The 21,255-nt window shown below is 33.0% G+C and carries 24 protein-coding genes; 13 read left to right on the top strand and 11 right to left on the bottom strand.

Annotated features, from left to right (window positions below):
* Nucleotides 1-409: 409 nt before the first annotated feature.
* Genes HMPREF2737_RS11280 through dltD form a run of 5 tightly spaced genes read left to right on the top strand, consistent with a single transcriptional unit; the run spans nt 410 to nt 4,660 of the window.
* On the top strand, nt 410-538 hold the full coding sequence (locus tag HMPREF2737_RS11280) for a teichoic acid D-Ala incorporation-associated protein DltX (protein ID WP_160380485.1): 129 nt from the start codon (nt 410-412) through the stop codon (nt 536-538).
* A gap of 14 nt (nt 539-552) precedes the next feature.
* Nucleotides 553-2,010, top strand: a complete 1,458-nt coding sequence (dltA, locus tag HMPREF2737_RS06930; RefSeq protein ID WP_037548953.1) for a D-alanine--poly(phosphoribitol) ligase subunit DltA — start codon at nt 553-555, stop codon at nt 2,008-2,010.
* Nucleotides 2,007-3,221: a D-alanyl-lipoteichoic acid biosynthesis protein DltB gene (gene dltB / locus HMPREF2737_RS06935; RefSeq protein ID WP_037548956.1), complete on the top strand. Its 1,215-nt coding sequence runs from the start codon at nt 2,007-2,009 to the stop codon at nt 3,219-3,221. Before dltA ends, dltB begins: the two co-directional genes overlap by 4 nt.
* A gap of 15 nt (nt 3,222-3,236) precedes the next feature.
* Entirely contained in the window at nt 3,237-3,473 is a 237-nt protein-coding gene (gene dltC / locus HMPREF2737_RS06940) for a D-alanine--poly(phosphoribitol) ligase subunit 2 (RefSeq protein WP_011276285.1), read from the top strand.
* Nucleotides 3,470-4,660 (top strand): D-alanyl-lipoteichoic acid biosynthesis protein DltD, encoded by a 1,191-nt coding sequence (dltD, locus tag HMPREF2737_RS06945; RefSeq protein WP_037548960.1) that lies wholly within the window; start codon nt 3,470-3,472, stop codon nt 4,658-4,660. The genes dltC and dltD overlap by 4 nt, the downstream gene beginning before the upstream one ends.
* Before the next feature lie 81 nt (nt 4,661-4,741).
* Here dltD and HMPREF2737_RS06950 read toward each other — a convergent pair whose 3' ends face one another.
* Nucleotides 4,742-4,984, bottom strand: a complete 243-nt coding sequence (locus HMPREF2737_RS06950; protein ID WP_002433501.1) for a NifU family protein — start codon at nt 4,982-4,984, stop codon at nt 4,742-4,744.
* A 103-nt stretch (nt 4,985-5,087) separates the two neighbouring features.
* Between HMPREF2737_RS06950 and HMPREF2737_RS06955 the strand changes: the two genes are divergently transcribed.
* Nucleotides 5,088-5,408, top strand: coding sequence for a YuzD family protein (locus HMPREF2737_RS06955; RefSeq protein WP_037548965.1), 321 nt, complete (start codon nt 5,088-5,090; stop codon nt 5,406-5,408).
* 81 nt (nt 5,409-5,489) lie between these two features.
* On the opposite strand, the gene HMPREF2737_RS06960 is transcribed toward HMPREF2737_RS06955, so the two are convergent.
* On the bottom strand, nt 5,490-6,554 hold the full coding sequence (locus tag HMPREF2737_RS06960) for an NAD(P)/FAD-dependent oxidoreductase (RefSeq protein WP_037548967.1): 1,065 nt from the start codon (nt 6,552-6,554) through the stop codon (nt 5,490-5,492).
* Nucleotides 6,555-6,908: 354 nt separating this feature from the next.
* Between HMPREF2737_RS06960 and HMPREF2737_RS06965 the strand changes: the two genes are divergently transcribed.
* From HMPREF2737_RS06965 to HMPREF2737_RS06990, 6 genes are all read left to right on the top strand, one after another.
* The gene (locus HMPREF2737_RS06965) at nt 6,909-7,154 is read left to right on the top strand and encodes a YuzB family protein (RefSeq protein ID WP_037548972.1); all 246 of its coding nucleotides are present in this window, start codon (nt 6,909-6,911) and stop codon (nt 7,152-7,154) included.
* A gap of 12 nt (nt 7,155-7,166) precedes the next feature.
* Nucleotides 7,167-7,526: a HesB/IscA family protein gene (locus HMPREF2737_RS06970; RefSeq protein ID WP_037548977.1), complete on the top strand. Its 360-nt coding sequence runs from the start codon at nt 7,167-7,169 to the stop codon at nt 7,524-7,526.
* Nucleotides 7,527-7,891: 365 nt separating this feature from the next.
* Nucleotides 7,892-9,100, top strand: coding sequence for an NAD(P)/FAD-dependent oxidoreductase (locus HMPREF2737_RS06975; protein ID WP_011276277.1), 1,209 nt, complete (start codon nt 7,892-7,894; stop codon nt 9,098-9,100).
* A gap of 210 nt (nt 9,101-9,310) precedes the next feature.
* Nucleotides 9,311-10,780: a M17 family metallopeptidase gene (locus HMPREF2737_RS06980; protein ID WP_037548980.1), complete on the top strand. Its 1,470-nt coding sequence runs from the start codon at nt 9,311-9,313 to the stop codon at nt 10,778-10,780.
* Between the two features lie 189 nt (nt 10,781-10,969).
* Nucleotides 10,970-12,289: a Na+/H+ antiporter family protein gene (locus HMPREF2737_RS06985; protein WP_037548983.1), complete on the top strand. Its 1,320-nt coding sequence runs from the start codon at nt 10,970-10,972 to the stop codon at nt 12,287-12,289.
* Nucleotides 12,290-12,311: 22 nt separating this feature from the next.
* Nucleotides 12,312-12,689, top strand: a complete 378-nt coding sequence (locus tag HMPREF2737_RS06990) for a PaaI family thioesterase (protein WP_037548987.1) — start codon at nt 12,312-12,314, stop codon at nt 12,687-12,689.
* Nucleotides 12,690-12,893: 204 nt separating this feature from the next.
* Here HMPREF2737_RS06990 and HMPREF2737_RS06995 read toward each other — a convergent pair whose 3' ends face one another.
* From HMPREF2737_RS06995 to kapB, 9 genes are all read right to left on the bottom strand, one after another.
* Nucleotides 12,894-14,060 (bottom strand): NAD(P)-binding domain-containing protein, encoded by a 1,167-nt coding sequence (locus HMPREF2737_RS06995; protein WP_037548990.1) that lies wholly within the window; start codon nt 14,058-14,060, stop codon nt 12,894-12,896.
* Nucleotides 14,061-14,247: 187 nt separating this feature from the next.
* Nucleotides 14,248-14,604, bottom strand: coding sequence for a Na+/H+ antiporter subunit G1 (locus tag HMPREF2737_RS07000; protein ID WP_011276272.1), 357 nt, complete (start codon nt 14,602-14,604; stop codon nt 14,248-14,250).
* Nucleotides 14,582-14,872 carry a Na(+)/H(+) antiporter subunit F1 gene (locus HMPREF2737_RS07005; protein ID WP_037538732.1) on the bottom strand — a complete coding sequence of 97 codons (291 nt, stop codon included), beginning with the start codon at nt 14,870-14,872 and terminating at the stop codon, nt 14,582-14,584. The genes HMPREF2737_RS07000 and HMPREF2737_RS07005 overlap by 23 nt, the downstream gene beginning before the upstream one ends.
* Complete coding sequence (locus HMPREF2737_RS07010) at nt 14,872-15,351, bottom strand: Na+/H+ antiporter subunit E (protein ID WP_037548993.1); 480 nt, start codon at nt 15,349-15,351, stop codon at nt 14,872-14,874. Before HMPREF2737_RS07010 ends, HMPREF2737_RS07005 begins: the two co-directional genes overlap by 1 nt.
* Nucleotides 15,351-16,850 carry a Na+/H+ antiporter subunit D gene (locus tag HMPREF2737_RS07015; protein ID WP_037548998.1) on the bottom strand — a complete coding sequence of 500 codons (1,500 nt, stop codon included), beginning with the start codon at nt 16,848-16,850 and terminating at the stop codon, nt 15,351-15,353. Before HMPREF2737_RS07015 ends, HMPREF2737_RS07010 begins: the two co-directional genes overlap by 1 nt.
* On the bottom strand, nt 16,843-17,184 hold the full coding sequence (gene mnhC1 / locus HMPREF2737_RS07020) for a Na+/H+ antiporter Mnh1 subunit C (protein ID WP_011276268.1): 342 nt from the start codon (nt 17,182-17,184) through the stop codon (nt 16,843-16,845). The genes HMPREF2737_RS07015 and mnhC1 overlap by 8 nt, the downstream gene beginning before the upstream one ends.
* On the bottom strand, nt 17,184-17,612 hold the full coding sequence (locus tag HMPREF2737_RS07025) for a Na(+)/H(+) antiporter subunit B (RefSeq protein WP_016931159.1): 429 nt from the start codon (nt 17,610-17,612) through the stop codon (nt 17,184-17,186). The genes mnhC1 and HMPREF2737_RS07025 overlap by 1 nt, the downstream gene beginning before the upstream one ends.
* On the bottom strand, nt 17,593-20,004 hold the full coding sequence (locus tag HMPREF2737_RS07030) for a Na+/H+ antiporter subunit A (protein ID WP_037549001.1): 2,412 nt from the start codon (nt 20,002-20,004) through the stop codon (nt 17,593-17,595). The genes HMPREF2737_RS07025 and HMPREF2737_RS07030 overlap by 20 nt, the downstream gene beginning before the upstream one ends.
* A gap of 133 nt (nt 20,005-20,137) precedes the next feature.
* Nucleotides 20,138-20,518: a sporulation phosphorelay system protein KapB gene (kapB, locus tag HMPREF2737_RS07035; RefSeq protein WP_037549004.1), complete on the bottom strand. Its 381-nt coding sequence runs from the start codon at nt 20,516-20,518 to the stop codon at nt 20,138-20,140.
* Between the two features lie 68 nt (nt 20,519-20,586).
* Between kapB and HMPREF2737_RS07040 the strand changes: the two genes are divergently transcribed.
* A complete protein-coding gene (locus HMPREF2737_RS07040) occupies nt 20,587-21,183 on the top strand; it encodes a peptidylprolyl isomerase (protein WP_037549008.1) in 597 nt (198 codons plus the stop codon).
* Nucleotides 21,184-21,255 lie beyond the last annotated feature (72 nt).

Raw genomic sequence — 21,255 nt, forward strand, 5'->3', positions numbered from 1 at the left:
ATTAAACCATGAACGATAGAGGTTCTTTTATTATAACTAACAGTTTTGTTATACCGTATGTAATTGTTAAGCTAACTATTTGGTACTAATATAATTATTGTCATTTGAATTCGTCATTGCCACTAATGCAGTGTTGTTGATAGTAACATTAACGCATAAAATCTTATTAATTTTTTAAGAGTTAATTTAGTATCATTAGCACAATAGTTTGAAGTGGGAAATTTAATTTGCCTTAAAATCAAATTTTAATTATAATAAGATGAATGTATAATATATAAAAAATATATTTAATGAATTTTGTTTTGTTTTCGTGAATTCGGTTTTAACTCAGGAGTAGGATGAATACTTCACTCCGATATTTGAAATGATAGTGAGGTGCAATAGTGCATTGAAAGAGAATAATCATAAGATGATGCAATATTATGAGAAAGCTAAACCTTATTTATTAACACTTTTATATTTAGCGATATTTATTGCGCTGTACCTAATTTATGGTTCCGGCGATACACATAATAATTTCATTTACAATGAATTTTAATAAGGAGTCTAATTATGACAGATATCATAAATTTAATAAATGACTTCGGTCAAAGTAATCCTGAACGTGTAGCAGTTAGACATAAAGATGAAGAATTAACATATCAACAATTAATGGATGAATCTAGTAAATTAGCGCATCTATTACAAGATAATCATAAGCCGTTAATCGTTTATGGACATATGTCACCTTACATGTTAGTAGGAATGATAGGTGCTATCAAAGCAGGTTGTGGCTATGTACCTATTGACACTTCAGTACCAAGTGGACGTGTGAATATGATTATAAATAAAGTACAACCGGACATTATATTTAACACAACAGATACACAATTAAATCATTCCAATATACAAGAACTTACAATTCAAAGTATCCAAGATTCTGATAATCCAACACTATTTGACAGTCAAATGGGATTAACGGATGTTGTATATACTATTTTTACATCTGGTTCAACAGGTGCGCCTAAAGGTGTTCAGATCGAATATGCAAGTTTAATAGAATTTGCAGAATGGATGGTATCACTTAATGAATCAGAGGGTTCACAAGAGTGGTTAAATCAAGCACCATTCTCGTTTGATTTATCAGTCATGGCAATTTATCCTTGTTTAACATCAGGTGGCACACTTAATTTAGTAGATAAAGAAATGATCAATAAACCTAAATTACTCAATGAAATGTTAGTTAATACACCAATCAATGCATGGGTATCTACACCATCATTTATGGAAATGTGCTTGCTATTACCTAACCTTAACGAATCAAGTTATCCAAGCTTGAATCATTTCTTCTTCTGTGGAGAAATCTTGCCTCATAGAACTGCGAAAGCACTTTTAGATAGATATCCAAGTGCAGTGGTTTATAACACGTATGGACCTACGGAAGCGACAGTAGCTGTTACAGGTATTAAATTGACACCTGAAATTATTGAAGCTTATAACCCGCTACCTGTTGGTGTTTCAAGACCTAACACATCATTGTTTACAACAGACGAAGATGAACTTGTTATTAAAGGTAATAGTGTTAGTCTTGGGTATTTAGATAACAAAGAAAAAACCGATGCGGTATTTAACTTTGAAGATGGACTTCGTATATATCATACGGGTGATAAAGCCATCGAGAAAGATGGACAATGGTTCATTCAAGGAAGAATTGATTTCCAAATTAAACTTAACGGTTACCGAATGGAATTGGAAGAAATTGAAACGCAACTTAGACAATCAGAGTTTGTTAGAGAAACTGTTGTCGTTCCAGTATATAAAAATAATAAAGTAATACACTTAATCGGTGCTGTCGTTCCGACTGAAGAAGTTAAAGATGATTTAGAAATGACAAGACAAATTAAATCTGAACTAAAATCTCGCTTACCTGAATATATGATTCCGAGAAAATTTGTTTGGATGAAACAGTTACCATTAACGTCAAACGGAAAGCTTGATCGTAAACAAGTCGCAGAGGATATTAACGCATGATTCCATATGGCACGTTTACCTTCTTCTTAGTTGCATTTATAGTACTTTTACCAGTCATCATACTCGGATTTTTAGGTAAGCGAAGCTATCTTTATAACGGTTTAAGTACTGCAATTATGATTGTCATCATCTTTTCATCAGATAAACATAATATATTCGGTAATAAATATTTAAGTATTCAACTCATCAGTTTTGTAATTTATCTCATATGGCAAGTGTTATTAATCATGGGATATTATAAATCAAGACAGAAGAGTAATACATTTAGCAAATTTGTCATTGTTATGATTTTATCCATTTTACCATTAGTGATTGTTAAAGTATTACAAAGCTCATGGCTAGGTGGTCAACAAATCCATTTCCATGAACACAAGCTTATAGAATTTGTAGGTTTCCTAGGTATTTCTTATGTAACGTTTAAAAGTGTACAATTAATTATGGAGATTCGAGATGGATCTATTAAAGAGATCAAAGTTGGGAAATTATTCCAATTCATTTCTTTCTTCCCAACGGTGTCTTCAGGGCCAATTGATCGCTATAAACGTTTTGTTAAAGACGATAAAAAGGTTCCTACAAGTGAACAATATAGGGAAATGGTTGCCAAAGCGATACACATGATTATGCTTGGATTTTTATACAAGTATATTATTGCTTATTTAATCAATGTTTATGCAATTCATCCATTATTAATGAATCTAGATGGATTTACTCATAAATGGCTATATATGTATGCTTATAGTTTCTATTTATTCTTTGATTTTGCAGGATACAGCTTGTTTGCTGTAGCAATAAGTTATTTATACGGTATTCATACACCGCCTAACTTCAACCAACCTTTCAAAGCCAAAAATATAAAAGACTTCTGGAATAGATGGCATATGTCATTATCATTCTGGTTTAGAGATTGTATTTATATGCGTACATTATTCTATATGTCACGTAAAAAAACATTTAAAAGTCAATTTGCGATGTCTAATTTCGCATTCTTCTTAAACTTCTTTATCATGGGTGTGTGGCATGGTTTAGAGTTATTCTATATCGTTTATGGTATTTACCATGGACTAATGTTTATTGGTTATGGATACTATGAACGTTGGAGAAAGAAACATCCACCACGTTGGCAAAATGGTTTTACTACAGCGTTGAGTATTATCATTACTTTCCATTTTGTAGCATTTGGATTTTTAATCTTTTCAGGAAAATTAATTTAAAAGGAGTCATAAATTATGGAATTTAAAGAACAAGTATTAGATTTATTAGCTGATGTGGCAGAAAATGATGTTGTAAAAGAGAACCCTGATGTTGAAATCTTCGAAGAGGGTATCATCGATTCATTCCAAACGGTAGGTTTATTACTTGAGATTCAAAACAGATTAGGCATTGAAGTATCTATCATGGATTTCGATCGTGATGAGTGGGCAACTCCAAACAAAATTGTTGAAGCATTAGAAGAATTACGATGAAGTTAAAACCATTTTTACCAATTATTATTAGCGGCATTTTATTTCTAGCCTTCGTATTAATGCCTGCTAGCTGGTTTACTGGATTAGTTACAAACAAGGCTGTCGCTAATAATAGAATATCTTTAACAGATAAAGTTCTTAAAGGTACGCTCATTCAAAATAAACTATTTAGTAGTGATAAATATTATCCAATATATGGGTCAAGTGAACTGAATAAATTAGATCCATTTAACCCTGCACTTGCTCTAAATCATAGAAAACATACTAAACCAATTTTTCTAATTGGTACGGGTGGTAATACAGATTTAATCAATGCAATTGAATTAGCTGGTCAATACGATCAACTAAAAGGGAAAAAGATGACATTTATTATTTCACCACAATGGTTTAGTACACATGGTGTTAATGATCGTGATTTTGCAGCACGTACAACACCAAATCAAATTAATCAGTTATTTCAACAAAAAGATATGCCTTCAGAATTAAAAGAGAGATATGCCAAACGCTTATTACAATTTAAAAGTGCGTCGAATAAAGAATTCTTGAAAGACGTCGTAAATAATCACGGTGAAGTAGATGCTAACTATGTTTCTCGCTTTAAAGAGAATCAGTTATTAAAAATTGAAGCGATTAAAACTTACTTCTCATTAGATAAGTCGCCATTATCACATGTGAAACCTGTGACTGAGCCAAATGTATCATGGCAGGAAATGCAAGATAAAGCTGTGACATTAGGTGCGAAACGCTCATCATCAAATAATTATGGAATACGTAATGAATATTGGGAAAAACTTATGCATAAAAAGCCAATGAATCATCGTAAATATGAGTTTAAAATGAACTCTCCAGAATTTAATGATTTATCATTGTTAGTGGATACAATGCATAATGCAGGTGCAGACGTACAATATGTTATTTTACCTGTGAATGGTAAATGGTATGATCACTTAGGTATTGAACGCTCAACAAGAGAACCAGTCTATAAAAAAATACATCAAACTGTAGTAGCACATGGTGGTAAGGTGTATGATATGTCAGATAAAGATTATGAGAAATATGTTCTTAGTGATGTCGTTCACGTAGGTTGGAAAGGTTGGGCTCACATGAACCAACATATTGTTCAACATATGAATGATGACAAAAACCCGCATAACAAAGATCATAATAAACAACATGAACACCAATAATTAACAAAAGCACCAACGCGCAGAGTTTAAGGACTCTGCGCGTTGGTGCTTTATTGAATATATATCATATATGTCAGACGCTTAGAATACTTGTTCAACTTCAATAACGCCTGGAACTTCTTCGTGTAACGCACGTTCAATGCCGGCTTTTAATGTGATTGTTGAGCTAGGACAAGTACCACAAGCTCCGTGTAATTGTAATTTCACGATACCATCTTCTACATCTACTAATGTACAGTCTCCACCATCACGTAATAAAAATGGACGTAAACGTTCAATGACTTCAGCTACTTGATCAAACATTGTTGCATTCTCAGTAGGCATGAGATATGTCTCCTTTCAAGTAAATTACTTCATAAATTCATTATTAATTTATTATAATAGATAAAGAAAGAAAAATCTATAAAACAAAACGGGGGATTTGAGTATGACTAAAGTAAGCGTGGTAGTATATGGCGCTGATGTCGTATGTGCAAGTTGCGTCAATGCACCAACATCTATTAATACATTTGAATGGATTAAACCTTTATTAGAAAGAAAGTATCCAGACATTCAATTTAAATACACATACATTGATTTTCAAAATCAAACAGATAATCTAAGTGATCATGACCAACAGTATATTGAACAAATTGAGGAAGATGAATTATTTTATCCTTTAATTACAATGAATGATGAGTATGTAGCAGATGGTTACATTCAAACAAAGCAAATTACAAACTTTGTAGATAAACATTTTGCAAATTAATTTAAAGTATAATTCTTGAGAAAAATAGGTCGGGGTAGGATAGAATTCATCATGAATTCTATCCTACCCCTTATTTTAATATTAACCATTATGATATTTATATAACCATAGGACGCCCGATTTAAGTATATGAGCAAGACGTCCGGTAACTGTACGGTCCATAATATAGGCAAAGCCTTTTTTCTCGCCAAGAGAACCAAGGAAACCTTGTACTTTTAATTCAGGCATTTTATCTGGTAATGGTTCATTATTCCATTGTTTCTTAAGTACATCAGCGATTTGATCACCTTGAACTTCAGCTAATTGTGCACTTGGTGCATGAGGTAAATCAGCACAATCTCCGACTATAAATACATTAAGGTATGTTGGCACTTGATGATATTGATTAATGATAACACGTCCACTTCGATTGATATCAATCGGTAAATGTCTTACAACTTCAACAGGTTGAATTCCAGCAGTCCAGACAACTAAATCGACATTTTCTGGTGTACCACTATTATAAATTTTTCCTGGTTCCACTTTATCAATTAAAGAATTAGGAACTACTTTAACATTGTTTTCACGGAACCATTTAGCGATATAATTGCTTAATTTTTCAGGGAAATTCCTTAAAATTCGCTCACCACGGTCATAAAGTATGACTTCTAAATCTTCACGACTTTCACGAAGCTCACTTGCTAACTCTATGCCGCTTAAGCCAGCACCAACAATACCTACACTAGCGCCACTAGGTAATTCACTAATACTATGAAATGTTTCGCGCGCCTTGGAGAGTGTTTGAATACTATGCGTGTATTCTTCAGCACCAGGAACATTATGATATTTATCTTCACAACCTAAGCCAATAACTAATTCATCATAATCTACTTTTGTATTACCAACAGATACGATTTGAGCATCTAAATCAATATCATTAATTTCTCCATAAATTGTATTAATGCGTTCTGAATCAGGAAAGTTCATACGAACATCACTATCAGACTTAGTACCCGCAGCTAAAGCATAAAATTCTGGTTTCAAGCCATGGAATGGCATGCGATCAATTAACGTTAAAGTATAATTTTTTGGTAATGCATCAGGTAAGATACGCGACATGATACGCATATTACCATAGCCGCCACCAAGTAATACTAAATTTTTCATCTGTTATACCCCTTTATAAAAATTTGTTATTCCGAAATGATTTTGACTAATACCCTTTGAATTAAGCAAACTTTAGTAAATTATTTAAACTTTTATTTAAAAATTTCAAACAATCAAAGTAGTTTATCCACCACATTTATTGCCCCTAACAATAAAGTGTATGATATATGTATATGGCTATTATATCTTTTTTTCAAAATGACTACAATGAAATGTGTGGTAACGAAACTAAGCTAAAGATATAGGTGTGTATTGTTGTTCTAAATAATATAAAAATGATGAGCGAAGACAATGCAGGTCAAATCAAGATTTGTTATAATAATATAATTAAAAAAATGAAGAAGAAGGTGAAGTATGTTTCCATTAATCGAATTTTGCATTTCAAATATGGCAAAAGGCGGAGACTACGTTTACGATAAGCTTGAGAATGATCCTGATGTGGATGTATTAGAATACGGATGTTTAAATAATTGTGGCGTATGTTCATGTGGGTTGTATGCATTGGTAGATGGTGATACTGTTGAAGGTGATACACCAGATGAGTTATTAAATAATATTTATAAACATATAGAAGAGAATGACTTTACTAACTTATTATAGGAGGAATGGTTTATGTCAACTGTAACATTAACTGAAGCAGCAGCTTATGAAGTAAAAGATATGTTGAAAAGTAATGACATGGAAGATGGATATTTAAAGATTAAAGTAAACGGTGGTGGCTGTACAGGTCTGACATATGGTATGTCAGCTGAAGAACAACCAGGAGAAAATGATGAAGTACTTGAATTTTATGGATTAAAAGTATTAGTAGACAAATATGATATGCCTGTATTAAATGGTACGACAATTGATTTCAAACAATCTTTAATGGGTGGAGGATTCCAAATTGATAACCCTAACGCAATCGCTTCATGTGGTTGTGGTAGTTCATTTAGAACTGCTAAAGTAGCTGGAAATCCGGAAGAATGCTAATATAATTGCAAGTAATTTATCACTAAGAGTAATCCTTTAAGACAGTAATTTTCAGGATAATATGATTATTTTAATAATAGTCTTGTTGTTGCTTGAAAATGAACTATAAAAGCTATAAAATTGAAGATGGATTGAACTTTGTCTTTTTTGTGAACTAAAGTTCATAAAATCGAACTGAAAATGAAAGTGTTGACTAAGACTATAAATGGGGATGAACAATAGGTTAAGTGCAAAGTCTTTTAAATGAATCAGATAAACATATATTAAGGTAAAATATATTGTTACATCTGAACTTTGTTATGTTCTGAAATTTGTAGCCTTTTTCTACATTTAAGAAAATAATTATGAAAGCTTAGGTGAATGAAATGGCACAAGATCGTAAAAAAGTACTTGTTTTAGGTGCAGGTTATGCGGGTTTACAAACAGTAACTAAATTACAAAAAGAACTTTCTGCTGACGAAGCGGATATTACATTAATTAACAAAAATAAATATCACTACGAAGCAACTTGGTTACATGAAGCTTCAGCTGGTACATTAAACTATGAAGATTTAATTTACCCAATTGAAAGTGTAATTAAAGAAGATAAAGTTAAATTTATCAATGCAGAAGTAACTAAAATCGACCGTAACGCTAAAAAAGTAGAAACAAATCATGGTATCTATGATTACGACATTTTAGTAGTAGCATTAGGTTTCGAAAGTGAAACATTTGGAATTAATGGTATGAAAGACTATGCATTCCAAATTGAAAATATTGAAACTGCACGTAAATTATCTCGTCACATCGAAGATAAATTTGCAAACTATGCAGCTTCTAAAGAAAAAGATGATAAAGACTTAGCTATCTTAGTTGGTGGTGCAGGATTTACAGGTATCGAATTCTTAGGTGAATTAACTGAAAGAATTCCTGAATTATGTAATAAATACGGTGTTGATCAAAACAAAGTTAGAGTAACTTGTGTTGAAGCTGCACCAAAAATGTTACCAATGTTCTCTGATGAATTAGTTAATTACGCAGTTAACTACTTAGAAGACCGTGGTGTTGAATTCAAAATTGCTACTCCAATCGTTGCTTGTAACGAAAAAGGTTTCGTAGTTAAAATTAATGATCAAGAACAACAATTAGAAGCTGGCACAGCAATCTGGGCTGCTGGTGTTCGTGGTAGTAAATTAATGGAAGAATCATTTGAAGGTGTTAAACGTGGTCGTATCGTGACTAAACAAGATTTAACTATTGAAGGTCATGATGATATCTTTGTTATTGGTGACGTTTCAGCATTCATCCCAGCTGGTGAAGAACGTCCATTACCAACTACAGCACAAATTGCAATGCAACAAGGTGAACACGTTGCGAAAAGCATTAAAAACATCTTAAACGGTCAAGCAGCTACAGACTTTGAATATGTTGATCGTGGTACTGTATGTTCATTAGGTGCACATGATGGTGTTGGTATCGTATACGGTAGAGACATTACTGGTAAAAAAGCTGCATTCATGAAAAAAGTTATCGATACTCGTGCAGTATTCAAAATCGGTGGCGTAGGCTTAGCATTCAAAAAAGGTAAATTCTAAGTTTCTCATATAAATTATCTAATATGATTTTGAAAATAAATACTAATTTAAAGCTACAATGCCAATTCGCAGTAGCTGACTGAACTGAAAAAGCGCATAAATCAAGCTTTTCTCATTTCTGGTCATCCTTATGGGGGTGGAACAACGAATTCATTGTGAATTCTGTTCCACTCCTTCTTTTATATGATATAAAAAGGAAGTGTAGAGGTTATGGTTAATTTCAATATAAGTAATACAGTTTTAAATTCAGAAGTATTTATTATAGGGTTGCCTGATCACATCAATCAACTTGGTTATATTAATTACAATAATGAAGATATAACAAAACAAATTGATACATACCGTCATCATCATTTAATTAGCAGTCAATTAGGTAAAATATCTTCAACTTTGTTACCTTTAAAAGACTCATCAAAACGACTTATTACTGTTGGATTAGGAAATTTAAAGACGCTTGATTATGGTGCGCTATTGAGAGCTTTCGGCAATTTATTTCAATTTTTAAAAGAAGAACGTGTAACTGAAGCAGATGTATTATTCGATACATTGATTTCAAAGAAAATGGAGCAAGCCAAAGTCGCAGAGGTTATGGGACTACAAAGTGAACAGGCAGTTTACAGTTTTGACAACTATAAATCTGATAAATCTGCACCCTATCAATTAGAGTTAAACATAAGTACGAATAAAGAGGACTTACATCGATATTTTATCAATGGTGCTATAATCGGACAATCGGTTAATGTTGCACGTGACTATAGCAATATGCCACCTAATATACTAACGCCTAATTATTTTGCTGAACAGGTTACGCAACACTTTGATGAAACATCAGTAAAAGTTGATATTAAAGATGGAAAACAATTATTAGATGAAGGATTCGGACTTATTCATGCTGTTGGTAAAGGGTCGGAGAATCCTCCAGTTGTAATAACTATGACATATAATGGTGGTGACAGTGAAGACGCACCAATTGTATTAGTAGGAAAAGGTATTACATATGATTCAGGTGGCTATAGCATTAAATCTAAGATAGGTATGCAGACTATGAAATTTGATATGTGTGGCGCAGCTAATGTAGTTGGAATGATTGATGCGATATCACGCTTGCAACTTCCTATCAATATTGTAGGAGTTATTGCTTCTGCTGAAAATATGATAAGTAGTAATGCAATGAAACCTGATGATGTATTGACGGCATTGAGTGGTGAAACAATTGAAATGTTAAATAGTGATGCGGAAGGACGTTTAGTTCTAGGAGATGCTGTATTCTATGCTAATCAATTTCAACCTAAGATTATTTTAGATTTCGCTACATTAACAGGAGCTGCAGTTGCAGCACTAGGTGAAGATAAAGCAGCTTTATTTAACTCTAATGCAGATAAAGAGATTGAGGAAATACGAGTTAGTGCTAAAGAAATGGATGAATATGCTTTTGAATTACCTATGACTCAAACTGAGCAACGATTAATACGTCAATCTGACGTTGCAGATTTAGTAAATCATACAAACGGTCATGGAAAAGCACTCTTTGCAGCCACATTTATTACCCATTTTAGTGGATCTACACCACATATCCATTTCGATATTGCTGGTCCTGCGACAACTAACAAGACTAGCTATAAAGGTCCAAAAGGCCCAACTGGCAGTATGATTACTACTGTATTAAATTGGTTAAGATAAATAGAAAAGTAGCAATCATTTGGTTAAGGAGTAGAAACATGTGCTATTGCATGTTTCTACTCCTTATTTAATAAGAATAATCTTATTAACTTAGAATGTAATTCTACATTGACAACGTATCAGCTACTTGGTATGATAAGGAACATATTAAATACTTTAGTTCGGTAGAGAGATAAAGGATGTGTTGTTATGTTTAATGCAGTTGTAATAGCCGTATTATTAATGATTGTTTTATGCTTATGTAGACTAAATGTAGTTATTAGTCTGTTCATTAGTGCATTAGTAGGCGGTCTCATTTCTGGAATGAGTGTTGAAAAGGTAATCAGTGTATTTGGAAAAAATATTGTAGACGGTTCCGAGGTAGCGCTAAGCTATGCATTATTGGGTGGATTTGCAGCATTGATTTCATATAGTGGTATTACAGATTATCTTGTAACTAAGATAATCCGCGCAATTCACTCTGAAAATAGCAGACTATCAAGAATAAAAGTAAAAATCATTATTATCATAGCTTTACTCGCGATGAGTATAATGAGTCAGAACCTTATACCGGTTCACATTGCTTTCATTCCAATAGTTATACCGCCACTATTAAGTCTGTTTAATGATTTAAAAATTGATAGAAGACTTATTGCTCTAGTCATCGGATTTGGTTTATGTTGGCCTTATGTCTTATTACCATATGGCTTTGGACAGATTTTCCACCAAATTATTCAAAGCGGTTTCCAAAAAGCACATCATCCTATCGAATTCAATATGATTTGGAAAGCCATGTTGATTCCTTCACTTGGTTATATAGTTGGTTTAATCTTGGGTATGTTTTATTATCGTAAACCACGAGAATATAAAACAGAAACTTATGTAGAAGATGAGAATACAATTAATGAAATTAAACCGTATGTACTCGTAGTTACAATAGTCGCTATATTAGCTACATTCTTAGTTCAAACTTTTACTGATTCAATGATTTTTGGTGCATTAGCAGGTGTACTCGTATTCTTTATTTCGGGTGTTTACAAATGGAGAGAATTGGATAGTCAATTTGTTGAAGGTATTAAAATCATGTCATTTATAGGTGTTGTTATTCTTTCAGCTAATGGTTTCGCAGGTGTCATGAATGCAACAGGAGATATCGAAACATTAGTATCAAGTTTGACTGACATTTCAAATGGTCACAAGTTATTAAGTATTGTCATCATGTACATTATTGGTTTAATTGTAACTTTAGGAATTGGTTCATCATTTGCAACGATTCCTATAATTGCGACATTATTTATTCCACTTGGTGCTTCACTCGGCTTAAGTACTATGGCTCTAATCGCTTTAGTAGGAACTGCGAGTGCTTTAGGTGATTCAGGATCTCCTGCAAGTGATTCTACGCTAGGGCCAACAGCTGGGTTAGATGTGGATGGACAGCATGATCATATTCGCGATACATGTATCCCGAATTTCTTATTCTATAACATACCTTTAATGGTATTTGGTACGATTGCAGCTATGATATTATAGGTGTAATGGGGTGAACAATTAAATGACTAACTTATTGGAAACGTTCGAAATGAAGATTGAAGAAACATCAGAGGGTAAAGTAGTAATTTCAATGCCTGTTACTGATAAAGTTAAACAACCATTTGGTTATTTGCATGGTGGTGCAACAATTGCTTTAGGTGAAACAGCGTGTTCATTAGGCGCTGCTAATCTAATCGATACGAATTCGTTCATACCACTAGGTTTAGAAATGAATGCTAACCATATTCATTCGGTTAAAGAAGGTCGTGTTATTGCTACAGCAACGATTATTCATAAAGGAAGTACAACTCAGGTTTGGAATATAGAAATAAAAAGTGAACAAGGCCAATTGATAAGTGTTATGAGAGGAACAATTGGAATTAAACTTTTAAAGCAATAAAATACCAAACGCTGCTTTAGTTCAATTAAGTATCATTTTAAATATCCTAATTGTAAAAGTATTTGTCTAAGAAAGAACGCAGGCGTGGGACGATGGATTCATAAAGAATTCTGTCCTGCGCCTGCTTTTTTTATAAGAAATATACAAGAGATCGCATTTAAAAATAGTTTATAGTTGTTACGTTGACAATTACTTCTAATGAAATTATGCATGTTTTTGGATATGTTGAGCTGATAAACGTTTATAGGCCTGCGTAATTCTTTGAGCGGCTTCTCTTCCACCCATGATATTTCTAGCAAAAGGACCCAGTTCTAAATCTGCTAAACCACCTGACACAAACAATTGAGGTAACCACTCTAATTCAGAACTAATAGAAGGTAATCCACAATGTGCTAAAGGTGCACCTTCATTTTTAATTAATGATTGAATCATAGGCTGTTTTAATAGTGTTGGTTCAAAACCTGTTGCTAATAAAATGAAATCATACGGAAGAGACGCTTGTTCTGTATGAATTTGATGTTGGTCAACTGATAAAATATTGTCTTTGTGAATTACGAGTCGTCCAGATTGAATATGTTTCTTAAGTCGTAAATATAACTCTCTAGGCATTGAACCTTTATGTCTTTCGTGTTGAATGATAGACTGGCGTTCTAAAGAGGATTCAATATTTAAAAAGTGATTCATATTTTTAGGACCTAACCAACCTGGATCTGCATCGAAATGTTGGATATCAATGTCCTTATTCATCCATAAATGAATAACTTTATCATGAGATTGATTTATAAGTTTTAAAGTTAAATGGGCAGCAGAAATACCACTTCCTACAACGTGAGAACTGAGTCCATACATAGTTGTATTAAATGATTTATTGAAAATGTGGCACACATCATCAGCATCTTGATAAATATTAGGAATGTAGGGTTTATGCGTACATCCATTTGCTAATATAACGCAATCCGTGAGTATGACTTGATTATCATTTAATTGTATTTGCCATTGCCCATCTTTCTTTGCTAATGCTTCTACATAGCCTTGAATATGATTTTCATTTAAATCATAATGATGAACTTGTTCGTGAACATGATGCATAAACATGTCTGTTTGTGGACGTTGGTATTGACCATAAGTACCGTGTATATATTGTTGAACTTTAGCGAATTGTTTTAAATGGAATGGGTTAGGGTGGATATGATGTACAATTGGTGAACGCAAATAGGGCATGCTGATACGATGAGAAAAATCATTAAATTGTTCACATAGTGAGACATAAGGGTCTATAATTGTTAATTTCTCTTTAGATAGCCCTAATTCTCTTAGTTGAATCGCAATTGTTGTACCTTGTAAACCGCCACCGATAATTGTCCAATGCATAATAACACTTCTTTCTTTTTAAAACGTAATAATTACGATTTATATTATCATAAATATGTAGACTAGACAATAAAAAATGAGCGGAGACAGAAATTATTTTGAATTCTGCCTCCACCCGCAATTGTGACTTGAGCTATATAAAGTTTGCTATAAGAACTTTTTCAATTTAGTCAGTTGCTTGTATTAGTTAAATCATTTTATCTTTAAATTCATTTTTTAGTTCATCGATTTTCGTATCTTTAGTATAAGGTGTTTTATTATTATAAGCTGCTCTCATTATTAAATGACTTGAAAGTGGGCCAGTTATAAGAATAAAAAGAATACCAAAGATTAATTGCATATTAATATATCCATCTGTAGCGATAAAGTATAAGAATGTGCCAAACAATAGGAAAATAGCACCTAAAGTTGCTGATTTGCCTGCAGCATGACCACGCGAATAAATATCTTTTAATCTTATAATGCCAATAGCAGTAACGGCACTTATAATAGCTCCTAAAATGACAAAGATAACTGCTAAACTAATGATGATGTTCGTTATCACGTTCAATCACCTTACCTTTATCCATATATTTTGAGAAGACGGCTGTTCCTAAAAAGGCCAAAATACCAATTAATAAAATAGCAACGAGTAAATATTCTGAACCTATGAATATACTATATAACGCGATACACGCCATTAGTTGTAAACCGATTGCATCAAGCGCTAAAATTCTATCGGCTAATGTGGGACCTTTGATGATACGTACAAACATCGCTAACATTGATATTGCAACAACAATTAAAGCAATAATCATGATGATTTTTACCATTAGTCTTCGCCCACCTCTCTAACTACTCTCTCTAATGAAGATTTTATACCTTCAACTTCTTCTTCTTTAGTACTGAAATCTATAGAGTGAATATATATTTTTCTTCTATCATCACTAATACCTAATACGACAGTTCCTGGCGTCAATGTTATTAAATTAGATAATAAAACGATTTGCCAATCAGTTTTTAAATCAGTGTGATATACGAAGAAACCTGGTTCATTCTTAAGTTTAGGTTGTAGAACAATTTTTAAAACGTCGATATTAGCTTTTAATAATTCTACAAAAAATACAACCGCTAATTTTAATATCTTATAAATTTTTATGAAATAAAATCTTCCTGGTAATATTCTACTAAATAAATATACAAATCCGAGTCCTAGTATGAAACCGAGTAAGAGGTTATTTAATGTATAGCTACCACTTAAGAAAATCCAAATAAAAGCTAAGATAAAGTTTAAAATAATTTGAATAGCCATTATGATCTACCTCCCAAGACACTCTCAATATAGATGCTAGGATCGTAAAACGATTGAGCCGCCTCAGAAATTAATGGATATAATAAGTCAGCAGATAATCCAAATACGACTGTGATGACGACAGCAATTATTGAAATAGTAGTAGCGTGTTTAACGTTAACACTTTGAGTAGGCTCATAACCTTTAGGTTTCCCGAAAAAGCCTTTTAAGAAAATATGAATAACTGAATATAGCACAACTAAACTTGAAAGTAATACGATAATACCACTTACATAAAATCCTTTTTCAAAGGTTGCTTGTACGATGTAATATTTACCATAAAAACCACTTAGAGGCGGTATACCAGCGAGACTTAGCGCTGCGATGAAGAAAGTCCATCCTAGTACAGGGTAGTGTTTAATTAAACCGCCAAAGTCTTTAAGACTTGTAGATTTCGTAATTTGATACATCACACCTATAAGTAAAAATAGGGCAGTTTTGACTAACATGTCATGAATTGTGTAGTAAATCGCACCTATAATACCTGCTTCATTCATCATTGCTACGCCAACTAAGATAACTCCGACTGCAATCATGATATTATAAATAATAATTTTTTTAGTGTCATCGTATGCAATCGCACCTACCGAACCAAAAATGATCGTTAATAACGCTAAGAATAAAATTGTATAGTGCGAGAAACTCATTGTGTTGTGGAAGAACAAGCTCAAAGTTCTTAAAATCGCATATACGCCTACTTTTGTTAGTAGGGCACCAAAAAATGCAATGATTGCAAATGGTGGTGCATAATATGAACCTGGCAACCATACGTACATAGGGAAAGCACCGGCTTTAGTTGCGAACACGAAGATAAATAAAATAAAGACTATACTTAAGAGTCCGCTATGTGTGTTAGACAATGTAGATAACTTTTCACTAATATCTGCCATGTTTAACGTACCAACGATGGAATATAAAATCGCAACTGCAATTACAAAGAATGTTGAGGTAACTATATTAACTAATAAGTATTTGACAGTTTCACGTAATTGAATTTGAGTGCCACCTAGTACAAGTAGTGCGTAAGATGACATTAGGAAGACTTCGAAAAATACAAATAAGTTAAATATATCTCCAGTTGTAAATGCACCTATAATTCCTACTAACATAAATGTGATAGAGAAGTGATAATAATAACGTTCTCTATCAATTCCTGCTGTGGTACTTGAAAATGCAGTAATTAAAATGGTGATAATGATACTCGTCACAATCAACATTGCACTAAAACTATCTAGTAAAAAGATAATGCCATAAGGTGCAGACCAAGAACCCAATTCTACTTTAAGCGGACCATTGATATATACATTTCTTAAATTGATTATTGCCACAATTAGTGTCAGGACTAGACCAGTTAAAGTGATATATCGTTTCGCACGATAACGTTGTCCTAAAAAGACCAATATAATTGCTGTAAAGATAGGTACGACTAATGAAAGGACGACTAAGTTATTTTCAATCATCATCTAACACTCCTTTCATTCTTTCTACGTTGTCAGTACCTAATTCTTTGTATGTTCTAAATGCTAAGACTAAGAAAAAGGCAGTTGTCGCAAAAGCGATAACGATTGCCGTTAGTATTAATGCATGGGGGATAGGATCGACATATTGACTAATATTTTTTTCATAGATTGGCATTTCGCCATGTTTCAATCCACCCATAGTAATTAAAAATAAATTTGATGCATGTGTAATTAAAGTTGTCCCCATAACAATTCGTATCAAACTTTTAGATAAAACGAGATAGACACTAATTGAAGCGAGGATGCCACATACAAATATCATGATTATTTCCACTATTCGCTCTCTCCAATCGTTATAATAATTGTCATAATCGTTCCAACTACTGCGCAAAGAACTCCGAAATCAAAGAACATCGGTGTGTTCATATGAACAGGTTGAAGTAGGGGCAACGGTATATTAAATTCCGTGTGTGTGAAAAAGTTTTCACCATAGAACCAACTCGCTAATGGAGTACCAACACAGAATAATAAGCCAATTCCAATTAAAATTTTAAAATCCCACGGGAATACCTTTTCCATCGTTTTAATATCAAACGCAATTGCGATGATAGTTAGTGCACATGATAATAGTAGGCCACCTACGAAGCCACCACCAGGTGTATAATGTCCTGCAAAGAATAAAGTGACCCCAAACAAGGCGATTAGAAAGGCGATAATAACAGCAGCATATTGAAACATTAAATTATTGTTCTGTCTGTTCATCACTTTTCACCTCACTTGATTGATGTTTACGACGCAACTTAATCATTGTATACACACCTAAACCGGCAATACCTAATACAGATGATTCAAATAAAGTATCCATACCACGGAAGTCAACAAGTATGACATTTACCATGTTCTTACCGTGAGCTAAATCATAAACATGTGCTTTATAGTATTCTCCAATAGATGTAAAATGTCTGTTTCCGTAAGCAATTAAACCTAAGATAATGACAACAAGTCCGACACCAATTGAAATAAGTGCGTTCGTTAATTTAAATGATCGTGTTTCATTATAACGATTTAAATTAGGTAAATGATAGAAACATAATAAGAATAACGCTGTAGAAATCGATTCTACTACGAACTGTGTTAAGGCAAGGTCTGGTGCTTTGAAAAATACAAATAACACAGATACTGAATAACCGACCACACTTAGCATGATAACGCTAAATAAACGTGATTTAGCAATAACAACCATAAATGCTGCGATAATTAATAATATTAAAATTGCAATTTCATAAATATGAATATTATTTATATCTTTAAAATTAAAGTCAAAAGGAACACTTAGTAACGTCACAATCGTAACGACAATAAGCATACCGAATATAATGACTAAGCTATCTCTAACATAACCATTTACATAACTATTCGTCATATTCGCTGAATAATTAGGCAAGTATTTTCCAGTAGAATCGTACCAATGATTTAATGTTAGACGTGTTGGCTGAGCGTGTAAGAGTCGTATCCAATAACTAAATGTTAGTAATAAAAGAATACCCAATATCCAAATAATTAATGTTGAAATAAATGCAGGAGTAATACCATGGAATAAATGAAATTCCGCATTAACATTACTCATACCACTAATCGCAGTAGTCGCTGGATCTACAATAGATTGCGTTAATAATCCTGGGAATAACCCAAAGACAACAACGAGTACTGCTAAAATGATTGGAGATAATAACATCAATATTGAAGCCTCATGTGCTTTTTTAGGTAAAGCATTAGGTTGATGTTTACCAAAGAAAATATACATAATAAATTTAATTGAATATACAAACGTAAATATACTACCCACAATAGCTAAAATAGGAAAAACAATACCTAATGTATCTAAACTGAAAACATTAGCGTGAGAAATCTCAATCATGGCTTCAAGAAATTTTTCTTTAGAAAGGAAGCCGTTAAACGGTGGAATACCTGCCATACTTAATGCTGTAATAACAGTAATTGTAAATGAAATAGGCATAATCGTTAGTAAACCACCAAGTTTTTTAACATCTCTTGTGCCTGTAACATGATCTACAGCACCTGTAATCATGAATAACGCACCTTTAAATGTGGCGTGATTCACTAGATGAAACACTGCTGCAGTAAATCCGGCAATGTACAATTGGCTTTGACTTCCCTCGAAATGATAACTTACGGCACCAATACCTAACATCGACATAATCATGCCAAGTTGAGATACTGTTGAGAATGCGAGTATACCTTTCAAATCTTGTTGTTTTGTTGCATTTAAAGATGCCCAGAAAAGTGTGATTAGACCAACTAAAGTAATTGTCCAAATCCATCCTTGTGATATCGCAAAAAGCGGTGTAACACGTGCAACTAAATATAACCCTGCTTTCACCATTGTTGCCGAGTGTAGATATGCACTGACTGGGGTAGGTGCTTCCATAGCGTCAGGCAACCAAATATAAAATGGAACTTGTGCAGATTTAGTAAATGCACCCAACATAATAAGTACCATTGCGAAGATAAAGAATGGACTATGTTGAATCTCAGATGCATTAGCAATTAGCTCGTGTAAGCTAAGTGAATCACCTGCTAGAGAAATTAAAATGAATCCCCCTAATAAACTTAATCCACCAAATACGGTAATGATTAATGATTTCTGTGCACCATAAATAGATGCCTTTTTTTCTCTCCAGAAAGAGATAAGTAAAAAACTTGAAAATGAAGTCAATTCCCAAAATAGATATAAAATAATTAAATTGTCTGAAAGGACAACGCCTAACATTGCACCCATAAATAGTAATAAATAACAATAAAAATTACCAAGCTGTTCAGATTTACTTAAGTAACCAATGGAATATAAAACCACTAACGATCCTATACCTGTTATAAGTAAACTGAATAAAATGCTTAAGCCGTCAAGATATAAATCAAAATTCATACCTATATGTGGCATCCAGTTTAATGTTTTTATTACTGTATTACCTGACTGAGTAGTCGAAATAAGAGATAAGAAATAGATAAATAAGACAACAGGAATAGGTAATACAAACCAACCTAAATGAATCTTTTTAAAGAATCGATATAGAATTGGAATAATGAGTGCAAATATTAACGGTAAAATGACCGCAATATGTAACAAACTCACTATGTTATCCTCCTTAAAAAATATTTATGCAATATATTATACATGAATCATATTGTTCTGAAAAACGACGAAAACGCATATGAGTAGTGATTTTTCAGAACTTGTTAAATAAGAAGAAACACGTTTAAATGACCTATAAAAATTTTTGTTTATATTGAATGGAATAGTCATTTTTTAAATTTTCAAGATTGTTTAAGGCTAGTTTTGCAAATTCAGTATTTTGCTGTTTTAAATCATTTTCCATTTTTGTAATAGCTTGTTGAAGTGACGCTTCATAAGTCATTTCCTCAACAGTAAACTCACGCAATTGTGAACGCGTTGCATAACGTTTCTCATAATGACTTAGAGCACGTCTTTCATGGAAAAAGACACCTTCAGTTTGTCCTGGGTTATGTAAATCACCTTGTTTTGGATGTTTAATCACTTGCTCAACTTGAACTAGAACTTGGTCGTCATTCTCCTCTTTAATTGTAACGCCGTAAGCGCCAGTCTTATGTGAGAATCGGTATAACATGCTATATTATTTCCTTTCAAATGTGTTAAGATGTATCTATATCATCATAACATGAATGGAGAATTGAAATGACTAACTATCCACAACTAAACAAAGAAATAAAAGACAATGAAATTAAAGTTGTTATGCATACAAATAAAGGCGATATGACATTTAAGTTGTTCCCAGATATCGCGCCGAAAACTGTTGAAAATTTTGTGACACACGCTAAAAATGGTTATTATGACGGTATTACTTTCCACCGTGTTATTAATGACTTCATGATTCAAGGAGGAGATCCTACAGCAACTGGTATGGGTGGTGAAAGTATTTATGGAGGTTCTTTTGAAGATGAATTCTCTTTAGAGGCTTTTAACTTATATGGTGCGCTGTCAATGGCAAATGCAGGACCAAACACAAATGGTTCTCAATTCTTTGTTGTTCAAATGAAAGAAGTTCCAGAATCTATGGTTAACCAATTAGTAGATGGTGGCTGGCCTGAACCGATTGCCAAAGCATATGCGGATAATGGTGGCACGCCTTGGTTAGATCAAAAACACACTGTGTTCGGACAACTAATTGAAGGCGAAGCAACTTTAGAAGATATTGCAAATACTAAAGTAGGTGCACAAGATAAACCTGTACATGATGTAGTTATTGAATCTATTGATGTAGAAGATAAATAATAATTGATTATGAACAAATCTTACGAATCGACGGTTGATGTCGATTCGTTTTTTTATGGTTTAAACATTCAA

It is taken from the genome of Staphylococcus sp. HMSC069D12 (genome assembly GCF_001810405.1).
Taxonomy (GTDB): Bacteria; Bacillota; Bacilli; order Staphylococcales; family Staphylococcaceae; genus Staphylococcus; species Staphylococcus haemolyticus.

Bases quoted from the DNA above. Each gene is read 5' to 3' on its own strand.
- HMPREF2737_RS11280 (WP_160380485.1), top strand. From the start codon at position 410: ATGATGCAATATTATGAGAAAGCTAAACCTTATTTATTAACACTTTTA.
- dltA (WP_037548953.1), top strand. From the start codon at position 553: ATGACAGATATCATAAATTTAATAAATGACTTCGGTCAAAGTAATCCT.
- dltB (WP_037548956.1), top strand. From the start codon at position 2,007: ATGATTCCATATGGCACGTTTACCTTCTTCTTAGTTGCATTTATAGTA.
- dltC (WP_011276285.1), top strand. From the start codon at position 3,237: ATGGAATTTAAAGAACAAGTATTAGATTTATTAGCTGATGTGGCAGAA.
- dltD (WP_037548960.1), top strand. From the start codon at position 3,470: ATGAAGTTAAAACCATTTTTACCAATTATTATTAGCGGCATTTTATTT.
- HMPREF2737_RS06950 (WP_002433501.1), bottom strand. From the start codon at position 4,984: ATGCCTACTGAGAATGCAACAATGTTTGATCAAGTAGCTGAAGTCATT.
- HMPREF2737_RS06955 (WP_037548965.1), top strand. From the start codon at position 5,088: ATGACTAAAGTAAGCGTGGTAGTATATGGCGCTGATGTCGTATGTGCA.
- HMPREF2737_RS06960 (WP_037548967.1), bottom strand. From the start codon at position 6,554: ATGAAAAATTTAGTATTACTTGGTGGCGGCTATGGTAATATGCGTATC.
- HMPREF2737_RS06965 (WP_037548972.1), top strand. From the start codon at position 6,909: ATGTTTCCATTAATCGAATTTTGCATTTCAAATATGGCAAAAGGCGGA.
- HMPREF2737_RS06970 (WP_037548977.1), top strand. From the start codon at position 7,167: ATGTCAACTGTAACATTAACTGAAGCAGCAGCTTATGAAGTAAAAGAT.
- HMPREF2737_RS06975 (WP_011276277.1), top strand. From the start codon at position 7,892: ATGGCACAAGATCGTAAAAAAGTACTTGTTTTAGGTGCAGGTTATGCG.
- HMPREF2737_RS06980 (WP_037548980.1), top strand. From the start codon at position 9,311: ATGGTTAATTTCAATATAAGTAATACAGTTTTAAATTCAGAAGTATTT.
- HMPREF2737_RS06985 (WP_037548983.1), top strand. From the start codon at position 10,970: ATGTTTAATGCAGTTGTAATAGCCGTATTATTAATGATTGTTTTATGC.
- HMPREF2737_RS06990 (WP_037548987.1), top strand. From the start codon at position 12,312: ATGACTAACTTATTGGAAACGTTCGAAATGAAGATTGAAGAAACATCA.
- HMPREF2737_RS06995 (WP_037548990.1), bottom strand. From the start codon at position 14,060: ATGCATTGGACAATTATCGGTGGCGGTTTACAAGGTACAACAATTGCG.
- HMPREF2737_RS07005 (WP_037538732.1), bottom strand. From the start codon at position 14,872: ATGGTAAAAATCATCATGATTATTGCTTTAATTGTTGTTGCAATATCA.
- HMPREF2737_RS07010 (WP_037548993.1), bottom strand. From the start codon at position 15,351: ATGGCTATTCAAATTATTTTAAACTTTATCTTAGCTTTTATTTGGATT.
- HMPREF2737_RS07015 (WP_037548998.1), bottom strand. From the start codon at position 16,850: ATGATTGAAAATAACTTAGTCGTCCTTTCATTAGTCGTACCTATCTTT.
- HMPREF2737_RS07025 (WP_016931159.1), bottom strand. From the start codon at position 17,612: ATGAACAGACAGAACAATAATTTAATGTTTCAATATGCTGCTGTTATT.
- kapB (WP_037549004.1), bottom strand. From the start codon at position 20,518: ATGTTATACCGATTCTCACATAAGACTGGCGCTTACGGCGTTACAATT.
- HMPREF2737_RS07040 (WP_037549008.1), top strand. From the start codon at position 20,587: ATGACTAACTATCCACAACTAAACAAAGAAATAAAAGACAATGAAATT.